The sequence below is a fragment of the Desulfoluna spongiiphila genome (genome assembly GCF_900101345.1).
Lineage (GTDB): Bacteria > Desulfobacterota > Desulfobacteria > Desulfobacterales > Desulfolunaceae > Desulfoluna > Desulfoluna spongiiphila.
Genome location: NZ_FMUX01000003.1, coordinates 383,509 through 402,091 on the forward strand (window position 1 = coordinate 383,509; position 18,583 = coordinate 402,091).

Here is an 18,583-nt window from a genome sequence, read left to right on the forward strand (position 1 = left end):
TCAGCACACAGGGAACAGGGTATCGACCCGCGAAATCAACAGCGAATCACACCCTGCCGTTTAAACGATAATTTTTCACGGCTGTGATTTATTTCATAGAATCCTGACAAATAATTTACTATGTATATACTCTTCATTGATGATCAGGGAACCCCACACGACTCATCGCCACGCCTACCAGGGCGATTGAGCCGTCAACGGATACCCCGCATCTCTGAGAAATGGTTATAACGTATTGAATAGTTGAAAGGAAGAATCATGAAGAAGTACATTGCAGCCCTTGGAGCACTCCTGGTGCTCTCCGGAACATCCTACGCAGCCACCGTCACTGAAAACTGCGGTTGCGGCCTAGGCAAAGAACTCATCGGCGAAAAGACAGGCCTGGCCTGGAACATCCTCGGTACCTCCCTTAACGGAACCAGCGGAAACCAGACCTTCGGTATCTCCTCCGGGACCCTGGGCTGCGAAAAGCCCGATGCATTCGTCAGCAACGAACGCATGGACACCTTTGTCGCAGATAACATGGACAGCCTTGCCGTGGACATTGCCACCGGTAACGGCGAAAACCTCGATGCCCTGATGGAGATTGCCCAGGTATCCGGTGCCGACAAGGCCGCCGCCTGCCAGGCCCTCCAGGCAAACTTCGACACCATTTACCCCACCGCCGACGTCGAGAACACCGCCGTGGCTCAGTCCATCCGAGGCGTTCTTGCACAGATTTAGCATCATATCTGCATCGGATCGCCCCCGCCTTTCGGCAGTATATTGCCGATTGGCGGGGGCTTTTTTGCTGCTTCTTGTGGCCCTGCTTCCCGCGCCGCTCCTTGCCGAGGCCCCTGCCCCGGATACGGAGCAGCTCGTCCGCATCGCCCGCGAGAGGAAGCTCTCCGAAACCCCGTACTGGCGCACCCTGCTCCACTGCCCCGTGGGCTTAACGCCCTACCGGAGCTTTGTGGACGACCCCGCCTTTTTCCTGGCCGAGACAGGTAAAACCGATGCCGACGCCGAGCTCTCCGCCCTGATCCGCACGTTTTTCGGAGAGGCTCCCAGCGAGGTTCCCCTCTGCCGGTTCATTGCCCGCTACACCTGGGTGTACGAGCAGCTTGCCGATGTCATCGACGCGCCGCCCCTGATCTGCGATGAGGCGGAAAGACTCCATCCCTCTTCGGCGACCCTGATCTTTCCCACCTACCATCTCAACAACCCGGCCTCCATGTTCGGGCACACCTTCCTGACCATTGAAACGGACTATCAGGCGCCCATGCTGGCCGACGCCGTGAACTACGCGGCCCTGCCCGACAGCCGGAACCCCATCACCTATATGTTCAAGGGCATCGTCGGATCCTTCAAGGGATACTACGCCATCCTCCCCTACTACAAAAAAATCCAGGAGTACGGGGACATGGCTCAGCGGGACATCTGGGAGTACCCTCTGACCCTCACCCCCGAAGAGACCCGCCGCATGGTCCTTCATATCCTGGAGCTGAAAGAGAGCTACAGCTACTACTATTTCTTTGATAAAAACTGCTCCTACATGCTCCAGTTCCTCCTTGAAGTGGCCCGGCCGGGCCTTTCCCTCACCCACGAGAAAGGGCTCACCGTCATCCCCATCGACACCATCAAGGCCATGCAGAAGGCGGGCCTCATCACCGAAGCCAGGTACCGCCCGTCCATCGGAAGCCGTATCCAGGCCGGCCTGGGACGCCTGGACAAAAACGAGGTGGGCATAGCCCGGGACCTCAGCGACGGCACCCTTACGCCAGGTGAGCTCCTCGCCATGGACCTGACGGACAGAACCAAACGCCTCACCCTGGACCTGGTCACCGACGTGAACCGCTACAGGCGCGCCAAGAAAAAACTCTCCCAGGACGAATTCAAGCCCCTGTTCCTGGGCACCCTCAAGGCCCGCAAAACCCTGGGCAAGGGCGCCCCCGATGAAAAGGCGATCACGGCGCCCCCGGAGCCCACCACAGGACACGACGCGGCCCGAATCTCCGCCACAGTGGGCGTCTACGACGGAGACAGCTTCGAAGAGCTCACCATCACCCCGGCCTTCACAAACCTCCTCAACACCGATTACACCAAACGCGAAGGCATCCAGATTGAATTCCTGCGCGCCCAGGCCCGTTTCGACAACGAGGAGAGCGAACTGGACCTCCAGGCCCTGACCATCCTGGACATCATCTCCCTGTCCCCCCGGAACCCCTTTATCCGCCCCCTCTCCTGGACCTTCCACGCGGGCTATGAAAAAAGGATGACCGATACCGGCGACATGAAGGGCGCCTATTCCCTGCGGGCGGCCACGGGCATGGCATGGAACCTCACGGACGAGAGCCTCTTTTTCCTTTTGCCCGAAGCCGAGCTCCTCGCCTCAAAGGGCCTCGACAAAGGGGCCTCCGTGGGCCCCGGGCTCCGGACGGGGATTCTCTTCTCCCCGGCGGACCGGTGGCGCATGCTCCTCTCCGGAAACATCACCCGCCGCATGCCCGACGACTCCACCGAGTCCCGGGTCGCCTTTGAAACCAACCTCACGGTAAACCGCAACAACCGCATGGGCCTGTCCGTCTCCCGCACCGATGTGGAGAGCAACGGCGCCTGGGAAACCAGCCTTTCCTGGCATCGCTATTTTTAGTGCCGGGGGCCACGGGGTGATTCCCCGCCCCAGACACGTTGCGGCCCTCAAAGATTCCATGGTAGAGTAAACACGAATTATTCAGTTTGCCTTTCAGGGCAAAAGCAATTGAAAAAACAGCCTTCTATGGTTAAAGTCCGACAAACCACAAGGTCAAAAGGGATAAAAAAAACAAAAGCGATGCCTCCGGCGGCGAGGTGTGCCACCTCGAAAGCAAGTTGCGAATGCGCTTTCCCCTTCGTTCCTCAGGGAAAATCACATTCGCTATTGATTCAGATTAAACCGAATCTGTTTTCTAAAACTTGTTTGTTAAACGTTTCAAAAGTTTAGATCCCGGCAGGGTCGCCGGAGGCATCTTTGGCCGAACAGCCTCTGGCGGCAAGGCGCGCCACCTTGAAAGCAGGTTGAAAATACGCTTTCCCCCACGGTCCTTAAACCACACAGGTGCATCCCCATGAAACCACACCCCCATGGTCACCCGAAACCAAAATGGCTCCTTGGCCTCTACAGGCTCAACGACCAAAGACAGCTTCACCCCATCGCCGTGCACATCCCCAACGGCATGGTCCCGGTGGCCGGTCTCTTCATGGCCGCAGGCTGCCTGCTGGAAGTCCAGGGGCTGGTCTTTGCTGCCTACGTGAACCTGGCCGTTATCTTTCTCTCCATGCCGGGGGTCATCGCCACCGGCATCGCCTCATGGCAGCACCGGTACAAAGGGGCTTCAACGCCCCTGTTCCGCACCAAGCTGATCTGCAGCGTCCTGGTCTTTGCAGGCGCAGGGCTGATCCTTCTCGTCCAGACCCTCTGGCCGGTGAACGTGCACCGGCTCACCACATCGGCAAAAATCCTTGCAGCGGCCTACCTCCTTTTGCTGGCTCCCACCATCCGCGCCGGGTCCCTGGGCGGGAAACTGGTCTTCGGAGGCCGGAAAAAGGTATAAAAAAAGGGGAGACACGCGTTGCGCACATCTCCCCGTCATGACACCTCCCCGGACTGTACCGGGCTGTCATCTGGGCCTTACAGGGACGAAAACATGGATACCTTGGGCTTTACTTCCACGGTCTGCATTTTTGCCAGCCCGTCGGCCAGGGCCTTCTGGATCCGCTTCTCGCTCCAGGGATTTCGCAGGAATGAGAGGTTTGTAAAGCCTTCGGCCTTGGCCTGGAACACGGCCTCGCCCTTCTGATCCAGGATCTGAATGGCCAAAGCGACCCGATAGCGCTTGAAGAACAGATACTGATCCTGGTCTTCGATCTTGAGGTCCGCCGAGAGGAAGGCCTCTTTCCTGTTTTTCCCCTTCAATTCATTGACCACCTGCTTGCGCAGGGAGGTACCGGCCATGATGCGGTGGAACTCACGGTTGGAGGTTGAGGGGTGGTTCCATTCACAGGTCAGGCTCGAAAGCAGGGCATCCACCTGGCTGTTTCCGGTCTTGAAATCTTTGATGCGATCCAGCTTTTTTGCCCGCCGTTTATCGGTCTTCAAATCGAACCCGAAGGGCTCAAGGGCCTTTTTCATCTCCTTGTAGGTGTCCATGCCCACATCGCCGAAGGAGTGCCCCCCTGACACCTGCTTGGCCAGGTCAATCACATCCGCACCGCCGTCACTGACCACCTTGTAATGCCCCACAAGCACAGGCACGTGCTTTTTGTTCATCCAGTCCGCGTCCTTCTGGACCCAGGTGGACGCACACCCCGACAGCATCATGCCGGACACCAGAACCACCAGGACGGTGGCCGTCGCCTTCCAACTCATGCAACCTTTTTTCACAACAAACCTCCACATTCGAAAATAAGACATTCATCCACGGCCCCCTTTCCCACCCGAGGAGCCCCTACCTAAGGGACGGAATTTTAAGAAAACAAAAGCGATGCCTCCGGCGGCGAAGTGTGCCACCTCGAAAGCAGGTTGCGAATGCGCTTTCCCCTTCGTTCCTCAGGGAAAATCACATTCGCTATTGATTCAGGTTAAGCTGAATCTGTTTTTAAAACCTGTTTATCAAACCCGTCGTTTTAAGATCAGGCAAACGCTTAGCCCCCGGCAGGGCCACCGTAAAAGCTGTTTGCCCGTTCCCTGTTCGTGTATCAGGGCAACGCCACGGTCCAGTCATCTGCCTCAGCTGACATCGTCCCGCTGGATGTATACCGTCGCCGCGTCAGTAAAAAAAGTTAAAAGAAGGCCAAAAAAGTTAACTACAACACATCGCTCAATGCGTTGATTATCAATTGACTTGGTTATTCCTTCTGTCATATAAGCTATGATTATTTTGCTAAAAAAGAGACAATAACAATCTCGACCGGGCGCACCGGGAGCAAAGGTGAGCCCCAAGGGAACACCGATTGTTCCAGCTCCATGGATCACTCGGGCGACGTGCTGATGCAAAGACCACACAAAGTGATTGCCATGACCATTCTTGTAGTCGAAGATGAACAGACGGACTTTCTCCTCATCAAGCACGCCATTGAGCAGTTAAACGATGCGTACACCGTCCTCCACGCCGAAGGATGCCGGGAGGCCGTCCGGGCCATCCATGAGGGACCTGTCGCCCTTGCCCTGGTGGACATCCTCCTGCCGGACGGGGACGGTCACAAGATCACGGCCCACCTGAAAAACCATGACATCCCCTTTGTCATGGTCAGCAGCAAATCCATGCCCGAAAACGTGGTGCGTTCCTTGAAATCCGGGGCCGAAGACTACATCCGTAAACCCTTTGACATCGAAGAACTGGCGGCACGCCTGGAGTGTGTCCTGAGACGAACCCCGGGCCTGTCCGTGGCCACAGACGCGGAACCCCTGCCCGGTGCCGACGTCCTGCGCATCGACTTCACCCCCATCGAGCACCGGCTTCTCCACCGCCTGCGCCTCGGGTACGGCACCTATATCACCTCGGAAGAGCTCATCGAGGCGGTCTGGGGAAGGGCAGGACTGGAGACCGCCAAAGGGGCATTACGTACCTACATCTCCCACATCCGTAAGAAACTCACCCAGGCCGAGAGTCCCCTTGCCATTGTCAGCAAATGGGGAAGGGGTTACAGGCTCACCGATGCCGACGGGTCCGAAGCATGACCCACCCAGGACGACGCGTCACAGGGGCTCTGCCCCGGCGGACCGCCCCATGAAACTCTCCCTGAAAGTGATCAGCATCTTTTATGTCAGCGTACTCTCCGCCCTGATGGTCATGGCGGTCATCGGCATCAACATCTCCATCCGGCAGGCCAAACGAAACCTTAAAGAGGCGGCGAACATCGCCCTGACCTCCATTGCCACGACCCTCTCCGAAGATATAGGCACCGCCTTTTCCCATGTGGAGGAAATCGCCGACCATAAGACGGTGGCCACCCTGCTGACCACACCGAAAGGCGAAAGGAGCGAGGCTCTGCTCCGGGATGCCCAGAATCTGTTCCACCACTACCGACAGTTCAACGCACGCTTCAAGTACGTCTACCTGGGCACAGAGGACGGCTCCCTCATCGTGGACCGGTATATTGCCATGCCCCAGGGGTACACACCCGTTGTCCGGCCGTGGTACACCGGCGCCCTCAAAAAACCCGGCAGCCCCTTCATCAACGACCTCTACCAAAGCATGCCCGAGGGCGAGGATATTACCTCCATCTCCCTTGCCATCAAGGGGCCCTCCGGGCACGTCGCAGGGGTGGTGGGCGTTGATTTTCTTTTTTCCCGGTACCACACCATCATGCAGAACCTAGCCTTTGAGTCCGGGTTCATCGTCATCACCCACAACAACGCCTCCCTCATCGCCCACTCCCAGGACCCTTCCGCAGGGTATACCAGCCTGTCCACACCGGAAAACAGGGACCTTGCCCTGGCCAACAGTGCCGTCAACGGCGAGACAGTCATCATCCACGGCAATCGGTACACCGCCTACATGCGGGAGATCGACCAATACAAACTCAAAATCCTCACCTTTGTCTCGGAGTGCACCCTCCAGGATATCCGGCAGAGTTACATTCTCCTTTACACCCTCACTGCCGGGGTGATCCTTCTCATTGTGGGCATCACCGGGTCCCGCCTCGCACGGAACACCCTGCGGGTGGAGCAGGCCACCATCCGGGCCAAACAGGATTTTTTCAAAAACATGAACCACGAGATCCGAACGCCCTTGAATGCCGTGGTGGGGTTTATCGATCTCCTCAGCGAGACACCCCTGGGCCAAAAGCAGAAGACCTACGTAGGCCATACCCGGACGGCGGCAAAACACCTTTCCGGTATCGTCAACGATGTCCTGGACATTTCCAGCATGCAGGCCGGAAAATACCGCATCGTGGAGCAGCCCTACCTCTTTCACGATCTCATCGGTCACATCGTGGCCCTTGTGGAACAGACCTTAAGGGGCAAGGACATCCGACTCCACGTCTCCGCCGCATCGGAGATTCCCCACGCCATGTTAGGGGACAGCATGCGACTGAAGCAGGTGCTCTTCAACATCCTGCAAAACGCCGTCAAGTTCACCGACACCGGCATCATCTCCCTTCGCATCGGGTGCCGGACGGACGGGGAGCAGCTCTGCCTGAAGTTCACCATCACCGACACCGGCTCCGGCATCGCCCCGGAACATCTCCCCCATATTTTCGATGAGTTCACCCAGTTTGCTGCAACCACGGTCCAGGGCACGGGCCTGGGCCTCACCCTCACCCGGCAGCTGGTGGAGCGTATGGGAGGCAGTATCTCCTGCACGAGCAGGCCGGGCAAAGGAACCCGGTTCAGCTTCCATGTGATGCAAAAACCCGTGTGCAAAAAAATCGAGGCCTCTCCGAAAAAGCCCCAGGTGCCCCCTGCCGCCCCCTCCTGCGCCCAGGGTCTCGTCCATGACTTCACCGCCCCCGGGGTATCCATACTCCTGGTGGAGGATGATCCCTTGAGCCGCACCATGGTCACCGAACTCCTCAAGGGCCACAGGATGGTGATCCACACCGCCGAGACGGGCCAGGCCTTCCTTGACGCCATGGCCTCGGGCCGCACCTTCGACCTCGTCATCACCGATATGAAACTCCCGGACATCAACGGTCGCGACGTGGTACGACGGTTAAAAGCCGGCATCCATCCCCCTGATCTGCCGCCTTTCATCGCCTTCAGCGCCGTGGACACCGTGGAACCCGTGAAGCAGGGCCCCTTCGATGCCTTCATCCGAAAGCCCATCGACGTCACCACCTTTCGAAGGACCCTGCTGGCCTGGCTCCCGAAAGAGAAAATCATTGCAGGCAACGCCATAAAGCCCGCACCTGAGCCTTCCGTGGACAGCGCTGCGTATGAAAAAAAATACGGCACCGACCTCTACCTGAAACTGCTGCGGGTTTTCCTGAAGGATCATAAGGAGGGCATGCACCTCATGGAGGGGATGGCAAGGGAGGGGCGTTTCTCGGATCTGGAGGTCAGGGTCCACCGGTTCAAGGGTGCCCTGATGAACATCGGAGCCCCTGGCCCCGCAGCCACGGCGGCAGCCTTGGAGCAGCGGCTGGAGGCAGGGGAAGCCATCGGCATCGGGGAGCTTGCTCCCCTGGCCCGGGCTGCGGACAAGGTGATGGACGAGGCCCGCAACCTCATCGCGGAACTGGAGCAAGCCACGGGGTAACCCGCTTTCAAGGTGGCTCACCTTGCCGCCGGAGGCATCGTTTTTGTATGTTTTATTTTTGACCCGCCCCTAACCCGGCTGTCGGTCATGGGCGGTCCAGCAATGCGTCAAGACGTTGGACAGCACGGGCCACAAGCCGCTGAACCCTTCCCCCGGCCCGAATCGCCACCTTGCCTTCCTGGCTGGCGGGGTCAAACCCGCCGTTGAGGTCCCCGCAGGCCAGGGCCCCGTGGTCGGCAGCAAACCCTTCTCGAAAGGCAGCCACCAGACCCCTGACACGATTCCGTGATGCAGGGTTCGATATCTCATCAGGTCCCGCCACAAGGCCGATCACCAGGCAGGCCGCCGTCATAACGCCACAGGTCCCGTACCTGTCCCCCATGCCCCCGGCAAAACCCGATGCAAGCTTCAGGGCAAGGGAGGAGTCCAGCTGTAAATCGTCCGCATAGGCAAGCACCAGGGCCTCCGAGCAGGAGTACCCGGCCTGCAGCAAATCCATGGCAACGGTCACGCGCGTCGTTGTCGTCATGTTCTCCCCTTTTATCGTTTCGGTTCCGGTCGTCAGGTGTTCCATGGCAAGTTCCTTTCCGTCGCAAGGAGTCTGCAACAGGGGGAAGGCTCCGGTATTGGACAAATGCGACAGGGACCGCTTTTTTATGATGAGGGATGCATCTGGGAAGGGGAGTAATCGGTCAGACACCGGCACTCACGAATCAGGTGGGGCTGATCAAAGTAACCGCAGCGGGCGGCAACGTCGGCGGCGTCCGAAGACGGAAGATGCCCCAGGGCGAGGGAAAGACGAAACATACGGGCAAGGTGCTTCGGAGTCACCCCGATACGCTCATCAAAAAGCCGCTCCAAGTGCCTCCGGCTCACCCCGCACTCTGCGGCAAGGGCGGCCATGGTCACATTTCCGCACTCCCGCCGGATAACGGCCACAGCCATCGCCACCACTCGGCCATAGGATAAAAACGAGTCCCTGCGTGCGGCAAAAAATTCATTGAAACGGCATGCGTAATCATCCGGCGCGTCACCCCTGCCCCGGGCCATCGCCTCAACGACCCCCAGGCCCTTGAGCTCCCAGAGTTCGTCCAGGACCACGCACTGCCCGGCAAACTCCATCTGGGGCATGGAAAAAAAAGGAAACACCCCGCAGGGACGAAACCTGACGCCAAACAGCCGCAGGTCGCCGTCTGCCCGAAACCCTACCCGGCGCGACAGCCCGCCCAAAAGAAAAGGAGAGGCGACCTGCAGGGAATCGTGCCCCTGAACATCCACGGTGACGGGATCTCCCAGGTTGAAGACAAGGGCCACCCCGCCATGTATATCCACAACGGAATCACCATCCAGATGCCAGTATGACGCGATGAAGGGCGCCCATGCCAGGGGGGGGGCAATACCATGCAGACTCAACGAGCAAGCACCTTTTGTTTCAAACGCTCCACGCGCTTTCGGTTAACGCCGAGATCGCTGTGCCCTGTGCGGGAAGCAGATCGAAAATGAATGGTTTGACCGGCCTCGTCGATGGAGACCTCCACATCGTCCACAAACCGGAAGAGGGCCGAGCGGACCTCTGCGTGGAGGTAGGTGTCGGTGCGGGTGACAAGGGTAACGCGGGGGGTCGCCATGAGGCAGGAAACGATGCGGTCCATGGCATCGGCAGGGGAGTCCTCAAGGGGCAGCGGGGCCACACGGTGTGCCTCATCTTCCGCCTGGGAAGAGACGCAGTTGGGTGAATCGGGGCAGGGAGCAAGCCTTCCGTCGGTGACGCCCAACCCACCGGACTTTTTTGCCGCAGTGGATGAACAGCCGAGAAAGACGCAGAGAACAAACAGAACAAGCAGAAAGGTCTTGAGGGTCATGGTGGCCTCCTGAAATCGGGTTGACAGGGACAAACCGGTGCGACGTGCCGGTCACCATACCATAAAATACACGCAATCGTTCGGAGCTTTTGGAATCCGGGCTCAAAGATGCCTTCTATGGTTAAAATGGGCAGGGAAAACCTGCCTCCGGTGGCCAGGGGATGATCCCCTTGACCCCAGGTTGCGAAAGCCCTCCCCCTTCGTTCCCCAGGGAGAGGGCTTCCGCGAAGGTTTCTGTTAAATTGAGCAAAACCTGTTTGTCAAACTTTTCAAAAGTTTGGCCCCCGGCAGGGCCGCCGGAGGCTCTTTTTTATGCACGTTGCCCATATCTGCCGGCTCTATTTACGGATAAACAGGAAGGTATCCGTTGTGATGCTGCCGTCCCCTTCCGGATAGTCGCTCAGATGGGTTTCCACCACGGATAGCTGATTCTCCGCAAGCCAGCCTTTGACCGCCTCCGGATCGTGGTAGGTAAAATGAATCTCGCCGCCACCCGAAAAGCTGGTGGTCTCGTAGCCGTCTTTTTTCCCCACCATAAAACTTAAGTACAGGGCCCCGCCCGGTACCAGAAGAGAGGCCGCCTCTTTGATGACACCCCGGGCCTCCTCCGGCGTGATGTGCACGATGCAAAACGAGGCGATGACCACATCAAAGGTGCCGAGCCCTGAGAGGTCCCGGATGTCCCCCACCCGAAAATCACCCGACGGCACATGGGCCCTGGCCCGGTTCACCATCTCGGCAGAGAGGTCGATACCCGTCAGGGCCACCTTTTTTTCACTCAGCAGCGCGGCGTTGTTTCCCGGACCGCAACCGATATCCAGCACCGCAGCCCCTTTTTTCACATAGGTGTCACGAAAACGGATCATCATCTCCCGGTACGCGGGGTAATCCATGAACTTGTCCGCGTAAGCGTCTGCACAATCATCGTAGGTGGAAATGGTGGTCTTAAGGCTGTCTGTCATAAAGCTCTCCAGGTTAACAAGGGCTTTCACAGCCTCGGCAAAGGCCTGAATCTCGTTCTCCGTGGTGGCAAAGGAGGCCATGAGGCGGACCTCGTTTGTCTGGTTGTTCCAGACGTAAAAGTGAAACCGCTTCTGAAGCGCTTCGATCATTTCCGGCGGCAGAAGGGCAAAGACGGCGTTGGCGTCCACGGGCTGGGTGAGGGTCACCCCCGGGGCGCCGTCAAGGGCTTCTGCAATCTTTCTGGCCATGGTGTTGGCGTGGTCTGCGTTGCGCTTCCAGAGGCCATCCTTTAAAAAGGCTTCGAACTGGGCCCCCACAAAGCGCATCTTGGAGACAAGCTGCATGCCCTGCATGCGGGTGTACTGAAAGGCTTCGTCAAAATCCCGGGTAAAAAAGACCACGGCTTCGCCGAACATCATGCCGTTTTTGGTGCCGCCGAAGGAGAGAAAATCCACCCCGGCATCCTTTGTAAACGCGGGGAAATCGAGCCCCAGGGATGCGGCGGCGTTGGAGATGCGGGAGCCGTCCATGTGGACCAGGAGCCCGTGTTCGTGGGCGTACCCGGTGATGGCTTTTATCTCATCCACGGAATAGACGGTGCCGAACTCCGTGGTCTGGGTGATGGAGACCACCCTGGGCCGGACCCTGTGGTAGTCCGGTTCCCGCTCCACCCAGGGCCGGAGACCCTCCACGGTGAGTTTGCCCTGCACCGACGGCACCACGATGAACTTGCTGCCGGTGAATCGCTCCGGCGCACCGCACTCGTCCATATGCAGGTGGGCACAGTCTGAGATAAGCACAGCCTCAAAGGGCCGGGTCACGGCGTCGATGGAAAGGATATTGGCGGCTGTTCCGGTCATCACCAAAAAGGCGGAGGTCTCCTCGCCAAAGATCTTTTTAAACCGCTCCTCGGCCACGGCCGTCCAGGGGTCTGCCCCATAGGCTCCTGCCGTGCCCACGGCCGCGGCCCCCACCGCGGAAACAATCTCAGGGTGAGCCCCTGCATAGTTGTCACTGGCCAGGCTGATCATCTCGTCTTGCATCTCCATCTCCTCCATACATCAACACGTCCCGGTGGTATCTCACCGTCATATCTGGTCCATTGGAAAGAAAAAAGGTACCGCCCGCCTCCACCATTGTCAATGGGACAAAAAAAGCCACCGGTCAAGCCGTGCACTCACCGCTGGGCCCCCTGCCGTGCCGGTGCGTCCGAGGTGCCCCGGTGCGGGGCACACCCCAAAAGGCCCACCACGATCCCGCCCGCCGTCAGAAAAAAAAGCCCCATAAACGTGTCGTGAAACCCGCAGATATCCGCAGAAGACACAGCCGGTGTGCGGCCGGAATATACGGAAACCCTGAACGCCCAGAAGGCCCCCACCCCAGCGGCCCCCATGGCCTGCCCCAAGGTCCGGGCGGCCGTGAGGAGACCTGAGGCAATCCCCAGCCGGTCGCGGGCAACAGAGCCCATGATGGCGCTGTTGTTGGGCGACATGAAAAGCCCCATACCGGCCCCCAGGGCCACCAGCCGTGCGACGAGGCCCGGCACGGAGGTGCCGCCGTCAAGGGAAGACGCCGCAAAATAGGCCCCAAGGGAGACACAAAGGCCCGCCGTTGTCACAAGCCGCGACCCGAATCGATCCGAAAGCGCCCCGGAAAGGGGAGACATCACCCCCAGGGAAACCGGGACCACAGCCATCAAGAGGCCTGCCCTCCGGGTGGGGTACCCGGCAACCTCTTCCAGGTAAAAGGGCAGGAGCAGCACCATCCCGGCGTACGCCACAAAGGCGATAAACCCTGTCACCAGATTGAGTGTAAACTGCCGATCCGAAAACAGCGAGACATCAATGAGGGGCTGGACGGCCCGGTTTTCACTCGTGATGAACACGGCTGAGCTAAACACAAACCCTACCCCCACGGCCAGGGCCGTAAGGGGGGTGTATCCGTGAACCTGGCCCCAGGTGATCCCCACAAAAAGAAAGACCAGAGCCGCGGATAGCGACACGGCACCGGAACCCCCGAAGGACTCCCCCTTTTTGACGGTGTCGCCCGGAACGTACCCATGCACCATGGCACACCCTATAATCCCCAGGGGGACATTGACCCGAAAAATCCATGGCCAGGACAGGGCCTCTATGCACACACCGCCGAGGACCGGCCCCAGGGCGATGGCTGCGGCGCACAATGCCGAAAGGATCCCGATGGCCCGCCCCCTCTCCTGTGCCGGAAAAGCCTCGGTGACAATGGCAAATCCCAGGGCCATGATCATGGACGCCCCCACCCCCTGGATGACCCGAAACGCGATAAGACCTGAAAGGCTTGCCCCCGTGCCGCAAAGGGCAGAGCCCGCGGTAAACACGATAAAACCACCCAGGTATATGTTCTTCTTGCCCAGAATGTCCCCGATGCGGCCAAGGGGAAGGATCAGCGACACCACGGTCACCATATACGCCAGGACCACCCATTGAACCCGGACAAACCCGGCGTCAAAGACCCTGACAAGTGTCGGAAGCGATATGTTGACGATGCTGCTGTCCAGGGAGGCCAGAAAGGCCCCGGTGGAAACGGCAGCCAGTACCCGCCACTTTGCATCACGGGGATGCCCCTCTTTGATATCTGTGCCCCGGGCACATGTGCTTGAAGCCATGCCTGCTCTCCTTGGAAAAAGTCCGCGTAGCCATACCTGAACCATAGTTCATGTTAACCCCACAATATGAACTATGGTTCAGGTTGTCAATTGCAAAACATGAACTTCGGTTCACACTGTTTGACACCGCCCCCTGGGGGTTGATATAAGAAGGCCTGAAAATAACATCCGCTGGCCACCTTGGCGCGGCTCCCCCCGGCTGCCCATGATCCTTTGTGTGACACCGGTGAGGCGCCCTATCCCTGGCGACAGGGAGCCCTTCCGGCCCCTTGCCAGCAGGTACGGATAACTTGATGGGAAAGGGACACACCACACATGACGCAGGGGACGCAAAAGACCAGAAAGCCCACCCAGCAGCGGGGAATCCGGACAAAGGACAAGATCCTTGAAGCCGCAGAGCGACTCTTTTCCAATAAAGGATTTCACAAAACCAACACAAAGGAGATTGCCGCGGAAGCAGGCGTGGCAACCGGAAGCGTCTATGCCTATTTCAAAGACAAAAAAAGTATCTTCCTTGAAATATACGGTGCCGCGTCCCACACCACCTTTTTAAAGAGAGCCTGCCGGGACGTTGATTTTTCAAAACAAAGCAACCGGGAGATCATCCGTGGCCTGTTGCAAAGCCTGGCAAAAGAGCATACCCTCTCCCCTGATTTCCGTCGTGAAGTATCCGCCATGCGGTACACCGACAAGGACGTGGAGGCCATTCACCGCAGGTTGCATGAAACCATGCGATCCGAGCTGGTCGACGCCCTTGACCGTCACAGGAAAAAGCTCCGGATCACCGACCTTGATGCCGCGGCCTTTGTGATCCTGTGCGCCTGCGAAGAGGTGATACACGCCGGGATGTCCAGCACGCCGGCCATCGAACAGGATCGGTTAATAGACACCCTTGCCGACATGATCGCGCGGTATGTATTCACATGATCCCAGGCGATCCCACTGCAGCCGCCTGTGATCCAGGCGGGATAAGCTCGCTTGGAAACAGGGGATCCGGTATCCGTTTTCACATTCTGTGTTGACACGATGCCAGACAGACCGTATATTGCCATATAACGATATAGCACCATCAGGGAGAACCCGATGAAACCGTTTATCAAAGTCATGAAGGCCCTGTCCGACCCCAGCCGGGTGAAAATCGTCAAGGCCCTGCAGCATCGGTCTCTTTGCGTTTGCGAATTGAAAGAAGCCCTGGGCCTGGCCCAATCCACGGTAAGCAAACACCTCAAGGTCCTGGAAGAAGCCGAACTGGTAAGCTTTGAAAAGGATGGCCTCTGGGTCAATTTCCAGTTGAACAGCAGGCCGGAGAACACCTACGCCGTGGCCATGCTGGAGCAGGTCAGCGACTGGCTTGAGGCCGACGAGGACATCCGGGAGATGCTGGACCGGCTGCCCGACATCGACCGGGAATTCATCACCCGGGGCTGACGTTCCAAACCAGCCTCCCCGGACAGACCCTGAAACGGGACCAAACGGCAGGGACCTAACGGTGTTTTCCCTGCCGTCTCCCGGCCTGCTGGATGCATCACGGCCCGGGTGTCGCCAAGGCCAAACCTTGTCTTTATGGGCTTTAATATATCGCCAAATGGCAATACATAAGAATATAAACCCCGACGGTCGCGCACTGTCAGGTGCCTTGCAAACCGGCACCGGGAAGCCACACCGCCACCACCATGGATGACTGTTATGAAAGAACGCACCAAATTAGCCTGGATCGTTGGGCTCTACCTCACCGCCTACTTCATGCCCTGGGGCTCTCCCACCATTCGCCAGGCTGGGATGGAAGCCTTTTTGATGCTGCAGGAGTACGCCCGGCAGCATGTCCTCACCTGCCTGGTGCCGGCCTTTTTCATTGCCGGTGCCATCAGCGTCTTTGTCTCCCAGGCCTCGGTCCTGAAATACTTCGGTGCCCAGGCCAAAAAGGTTCTCGCTTATTCCGTGGCCTCTGTCTCAGGGGCCATCCTGGCGGTCTGCTCCTGCACGGTCCTGCCCCTGTTCGCGGGCATCTACTCCCGGGGAGCCGGCATCGGTCCGGCCACGGCCTTTCTCTACTCCGGGCCAGCCATCAACGTGTTGGCCATCATCCTCACGGGCCGGATCCTGGGCTGGCAGATGGGCCTGGCCCGGGCCATCGGAGCCGTCTGCTTTGCCCTGGTCATCGGCCTGCTCATGGCCTTTATCTTTCGCAAAGATGACGCGGCCCGCGCCACCGGCCCCATGCACCTCCCCGATGAGGACGACGAGGGACGTACCCTCTTCCAGGATGGCGCCGTCATGGGTGTCATGGTCCTGATCCTCGTGTTTGCCGCCTTTGCCAGGCCCGGCGCCGACGAGGGGATGGTGTGGCAAACCATTTTCAAGGCCAAGTGGTACCTGACGGGGGGCCTCCTCCTCACCCTGGGCTGGATGCTGAAACGCTGGTTCGATTCTGACGAGCGCACCGACTGGGTGGATGCCTCCTGGGGCTTCATGAAGCAGATCTTCCCCATGCTGGCCATCGGGGTCCTGGCAGCGGGCTTCCTCCTGGGGCGCCCCGGCCACCCGGCCCTCATCCCCGAGGCGTGGATCTCGGCACTTGTGGGCGGAAACTCCTTTTCCGCAAACCTGTTTGCCTCCCTCTCCGGGGCCCTCATGTACTTTGCCACCCTCACCGAGATCCCCATCCTCCAGGGCCTCATGGGCTCCGGCATGGGCAAGGGCCCGGCCCTGGCCCTGCTCCTTGCTGGACCGGCCCTCTCCCTTCCCAACATGATCGTCATCAGCGGGGTCATGGGGGTCAAAAAAACCGGTGTCTTCGTCGCCATCGTGGTGGTGATGTCCACCCTGGCGGGCATGATCTACGGGACCATTTGACACGTGTAAGCCAAAGAAAAAAAACGCCTCCGGCGGCCCTGCCGGGGGCTAACCTTTTAAAAAGTTTAACAAACAGCTATTTGACATGATGTCCTCACCATGACTTGAATAAAAGGCGAATGTGATTTTCCCTGAGGAACGAAGGGGAAAGCGCATTTGCAACCAGCTTTCAAGGTGGCACACCTTGCCGCCGGAGGCTTTCTTCCATGCATTTAACCATAAGGAAAAAAACATGATCATCAAAGTACTCGGCCCCGGATGCACCAAGTGCAACAAGACAGAAGCCATTGTCAAAGAAGCCGTTGCAGAAGCCGGCATCGACGCCACCGTGGAGAAAATCACAGACCTTTTGGCCATCGGATCCTACGGCGTGTTCGGCACCCCGGCGGTGGTGGTGAACGAGGAGGTAAAAAGCGTGGGCAAGGTGCCCAAAAAAGCCGACGTGATCACATGGATCACCGCCTGATCTGCCAACCACACAACCCTGGGGGAACACCATGAAACGACGTTGTCTTGTTCTGATCATCCTGCTCTGCCTTGTTGCCGCCCCGGCCCTTGCCGATACCACCCCCCTTCCCGAGGTCCCTGAAAAGGGCATGGTCACCATGCTCGACCTCGGCGCACACAAGTGCGTGCCCTGCAAGATGATGGCGCCCATCATCACGGAACTTCAGGAGGAGTACAAGGGCAAGGCCGCCATCATCTTTATCGATGTCTGGCAGCACAGGGATGAAGCAAAAAAATATGGTATCCGCGCCATTCCCACGCAAATCTTTTACGACAGCACCGGCAAAGAGGTGAGCCGTCACGTGGGTTTTATGGACAAAAAGAGCATCGTGGCCGTCCTGAAAAAGCTTGGGGTCGAGTAACCGGGCACAAAACAACCACACACGCCATTGAACCCATGGGGAGTCCGGAAATGCTCTACACCTTTCTTACAACCGTCAACGCGTGGATGGGAGACACCCTGGCCCTTGCCTTTGCAGGCTGCTTTCTCTGGGGCATGGTCAGCGTGATCCTCTCCCCCTGCCACATGGCCTCCATTCCCCTCATCGTAGGGTACGTGGCCGGGCAGGATGAGGCGCTTCACGCCCGGCGTGCCGCCAGGTACGCCGTTGTGTTCACCCTGGGTCTGTTTATCACCATCGCCCTTCTGGGCGTGGCCTGTACCCTGCTGGGCCGCATGATGGGCGAGGTGAGCCCCTACTGGACCCTACTCATCGGCGGCATCCTCATCTGGGTCGCCCTGGACATGCTGGGGGTCGAAGCCTGCTCCCTGTCCGGTGGCGCCCTGTCAAAACTCCAAGTCAGGGGGCTTTCAGGGGCCTTTGTCCTGGGACTTGCCTACGGTATCCTCTCCGGGTCCTGCACCTTCGGCTTTATGGCGCCCATCCTGGCCGTCATCACCATCCAGGAAAAGCTCCTTACAGGCATTCTCCTCATCACAGCCTTCGGCATCGGCCACTGCGTCCCCATTGCCGTGGCGGGCTCCAGCACGGCCCTGATCCGTCGCCTCCTCACAAGTCAATACTTCCAGAGCGGAAGCCTGTGGTTCAAAAAAGGAGCGGGGGTCATCGTGGGGGGCCTGGGGTGCTATTTCATCGTAAGACCCTTTATTTAAGGCCTTCTATGGTTAAAGCCGGATGAACGACAGGGGCAAGAGGGCTCAGAGCAAAAACCAAAAAAATGCCTCCGGCGGCAAGGTGTGCCACCTTGAAAGCAGGTTGCGAATGCGCTTTCCCCTTCGTTCCTCAGGGAAAATCACATTCGCCTTTGGTTTGACGTAAAATCGTGATGTTGTTTAAAGCCTGTTTGTCAAACTTTTCAAAAGCTTAGCCCCCGGCTGGGCCGCCGGAGGCATCTTTAACCGGACTGCCTCCGGCGGCGAGGTGTGCCACCTCGAAAGCAGGTTGCGAATGCGCTTTCCCCTTCGTTCCTCAGGGAAAATCACATTCGCCTTTGGTTTGACGTAAAATCGTGATGTTGTTTAAAGCCTATTTATTAAACTTTTTAAAAGTTTAGCCCCCGGCTGGGCCGCC

At 58.5% G+C, this 18,583-nt stretch carries 17 protein-coding genes; 11 read left to right on the forward strand and 6 right to left on the reverse strand.

Translation table 11 applies throughout. The features are described 5' to 3' along the window. The first annotated feature begins 258 nt into the window (after positions 1-258). The 3 genes from BLQ12_RS06855 (at position 259) to BLQ12_RS06865 (ending at position 3,572) form a co-directional block, all read left to right on the forward strand. Entirely contained in the window at positions 259-723 is a 465-nt protein-coding gene (locus tag BLQ12_RS06855) for a DUF3015 family protein (RefSeq protein WP_092209593.1), read from the forward strand. A gap of 64 nt (positions 724-787) precedes the next feature. After that, positions 788-2,632: an Lnb N-terminal periplasmic domain-containing protein gene (locus BLQ12_RS06860; protein ID WP_175469556.1), complete on the forward strand. Its 1,845-nt coding sequence runs from the start codon at positions 788-790 to the stop codon at positions 2,630-2,632. A gap of 454 nt (positions 2,633-3,086) precedes the next feature. Further along, positions 3,087-3,572 carry a hypothetical protein gene (locus BLQ12_RS06865; protein ID WP_092209597.1) on the forward strand — a complete coding sequence of 162 codons (486 nt, stop codon included), beginning with the start codon at positions 3,087-3,089 and terminating at the stop codon, positions 3,570-3,572. A gap of 77 nt (positions 3,573-3,649) precedes the next feature. Here BLQ12_RS06865 and BLQ12_RS06870 read toward each other — a convergent pair whose 3' ends face one another. Beyond that, a complete protein-coding gene (locus BLQ12_RS06870; protein WP_139163881.1) occupies positions 3,650-4,402 on the reverse strand; it encodes a hypothetical protein in 753 nt (250 codons plus the stop codon). A 633-nt stretch (positions 4,403-5,035) separates the two neighbouring features. Between BLQ12_RS06870 and BLQ12_RS06875 the strand changes: the two genes are divergently transcribed. Next, the gene (locus BLQ12_RS06875) at positions 5,036-5,698 is read left to right on the forward strand and encodes a response regulator transcription factor (protein ID WP_175469557.1); all 663 of its coding nucleotides are present in this window, start codon (positions 5,036-5,038) and stop codon (positions 5,696-5,698) included. A gap of 49 nt (positions 5,699-5,747) precedes the next feature. Continuing rightward, positions 5,748-8,222, forward strand: coding sequence for a hybrid sensor histidine kinase/response regulator (locus BLQ12_RS06880; RefSeq protein ID WP_175469558.1), 2,475 nt, complete (start codon positions 5,748-5,750; stop codon positions 8,220-8,222). An 85-nt stretch (positions 8,223-8,307) separates the two neighbouring features. On the opposite strand, the gene BLQ12_RS06885 is transcribed toward BLQ12_RS06880, so the two are convergent. The 5 genes from BLQ12_RS06885 to BLQ12_RS06905 form a co-directional block, all read right to left on the reverse strand. Then, positions 8,308-8,796: a C-GCAxxG-C-C family protein gene (locus BLQ12_RS06885; RefSeq protein ID WP_092209605.1), complete on the reverse strand. Its 489-nt coding sequence runs from the start codon at positions 8,794-8,796 to the stop codon at positions 8,308-8,310. Between the two features lie 80 nt (positions 8,797-8,876). Continuing rightward, complete coding sequence (locus tag BLQ12_RS06890; RefSeq protein WP_092209607.1) at positions 8,877-9,635, reverse strand: helix-turn-helix transcriptional regulator; 759 nt, start codon at positions 9,633-9,635, stop codon at positions 8,877-8,879. Beyond that, positions 9,632-10,084, reverse strand: coding sequence for a DUF1499 domain-containing protein (locus tag BLQ12_RS06895; RefSeq protein ID WP_092209609.1), 453 nt, complete (start codon positions 10,082-10,084; stop codon positions 9,632-9,634). The genes BLQ12_RS06890 and BLQ12_RS06895 overlap by 4 nt, the downstream gene beginning before the upstream one ends. Positions 10,085-10,422: 338 nt before the next feature. Beyond that, positions 10,423-12,090, reverse strand: coding sequence for an aminotransferase class I/II-fold pyridoxal phosphate-dependent enzyme (locus BLQ12_RS06900; protein ID WP_092209611.1), 1,668 nt, complete (start codon positions 12,088-12,090; stop codon positions 10,423-10,425). Positions 12,091-12,224: 134 nt separating this feature from the next. Further along, a complete protein-coding gene (locus BLQ12_RS06905) occupies positions 12,225-13,691 on the reverse strand; it encodes a DHA2 family efflux MFS transporter permease subunit (protein ID WP_175469559.1) in 1,467 nt (488 codons plus the stop codon). A gap of 315 nt (positions 13,692-14,006) precedes the next feature. On the opposite strand from BLQ12_RS06905, the gene BLQ12_RS06910 reads away from it, so the two are divergent. The 6 genes from BLQ12_RS06910 to BLQ12_RS06935 all read left to right on the forward strand — a co-directional run bounded on the left by BLQ12_RS06910 (position 14,007) and on the right by BLQ12_RS06935 (position 18,165). Further along, positions 14,007-14,618 (forward strand): TetR/AcrR family transcriptional regulator, encoded by a 612-nt coding sequence (locus tag BLQ12_RS06910; RefSeq protein WP_092209615.1) that lies wholly within the window; start codon positions 14,007-14,009, stop codon positions 14,616-14,618. Between the two features lie 156 nt (positions 14,619-14,774). Further along, a complete protein-coding gene (locus BLQ12_RS06915; protein ID WP_092209617.1) occupies positions 14,775-15,119 on the forward strand; it encodes an ArsR/SmtB family transcription factor in 345 nt (114 codons plus the stop codon). Positions 15,120-15,377: 258 nt separating this feature from the next. Then, the gene (locus BLQ12_RS06920) at positions 15,378-16,544 is read left to right on the forward strand and encodes a permease (protein WP_092209619.1); all 1,167 of its coding nucleotides are present in this window, start codon (positions 15,378-15,380) and stop codon (positions 16,542-16,544) included. A 232-nt stretch (positions 16,545-16,776) separates the two neighbouring features. Further along, positions 16,777-17,010 carry a thioredoxin family protein gene (locus tag BLQ12_RS06925; RefSeq protein ID WP_092209621.1) on the forward strand — a complete coding sequence of 78 codons (234 nt, stop codon included), beginning with the start codon at positions 16,777-16,779 and terminating at the stop codon, positions 17,008-17,010. A 31-nt stretch (positions 17,011-17,041) separates the two neighbouring features. Beyond that, positions 17,042-17,413 (forward strand): thioredoxin family protein, encoded by a 372-nt coding sequence (locus BLQ12_RS06930; RefSeq protein ID WP_092209623.1) that lies wholly within the window; start codon positions 17,042-17,044, stop codon positions 17,411-17,413. Between the two features lie 50 nt (positions 17,414-17,463). Continuing rightward, a complete protein-coding gene (locus BLQ12_RS06935) occupies positions 17,464-18,165 on the forward strand; it encodes a cytochrome c biogenesis CcdA family protein (RefSeq protein WP_092209625.1) in 702 nt (233 codons plus the stop codon). Positions 18,166-18,583: the final 418 nt, after the last annotated feature.

Coding starts and splice junctions, on each gene's coding strand:
- BLQ12_RS06855 (WP_092209593.1), top strand. CDS start 259: ATGAAGAAGTACATTGCAGCCCTTGGAGCACTCCTGGTGCTCTCCGGA.
- BLQ12_RS06865 (WP_092209597.1), top strand. CDS start 3,087: ATGAAACCACACCCCCATGGTCACCCGAAACCAAAATGGCTCCTTGGC.
- BLQ12_RS06875 (WP_175469557.1), top strand. CDS start 5,036: ATGACCATTCTTGTAGTCGAAGATGAACAGACGGACTTTCTCCTCATC.
- BLQ12_RS06880 (WP_175469558.1), top strand. CDS start 5,748: ATGAAACTCTCCCTGAAAGTGATCAGCATCTTTTATGTCAGCGTACTC.
- BLQ12_RS06885 (WP_092209605.1), bottom strand. CDS start 8,796: ATGGAACACCTGACGACCGGAACCGAAACGATAAAAGGGGAGAACATG.
- BLQ12_RS06895 (WP_092209609.1), bottom strand. CDS start 10,084: ATGACCCTCAAGACCTTTCTGCTTGTTCTGTTTGTTCTCTGCGTCTTT.
- BLQ12_RS06900 (WP_092209611.1), bottom strand. CDS start 12,090: ATGCAAGACGAGATGATCAGCCTGGCCAGTGACAACTATGCAGGGGCT.
- BLQ12_RS06905 (WP_175469559.1), bottom strand. CDS start 13,691: ATGGCTTCAAGCACATGTGCCCGGGGCACAGATATCAAAGAGGGGCAT.
- BLQ12_RS06910 (WP_092209615.1), top strand. CDS start 14,007: ATGACGCAGGGGACGCAAAAGACCAGAAAGCCCACCCAGCAGCGGGGA.
- BLQ12_RS06915 (WP_092209617.1), top strand. CDS start 14,775: ATGAAACCGTTTATCAAAGTCATGAAGGCCCTGTCCGACCCCAGCCGG.
- BLQ12_RS06920 (WP_092209619.1), top strand. CDS start 15,378: ATGAAAGAACGCACCAAATTAGCCTGGATCGTTGGGCTCTACCTCACC.
- BLQ12_RS06925 (WP_092209621.1), top strand. CDS start 16,777: ATGATCATCAAAGTACTCGGCCCCGGATGCACCAAGTGCAACAAGACA.
- BLQ12_RS06930 (WP_092209623.1), top strand. CDS start 17,042: ATGAAACGACGTTGTCTTGTTCTGATCATCCTGCTCTGCCTTGTTGCC.
- BLQ12_RS06935 (WP_092209625.1), top strand. CDS start 17,464: ATGCTCTACACCTTTCTTACAACCGTCAACGCGTGGATGGGAGACACC.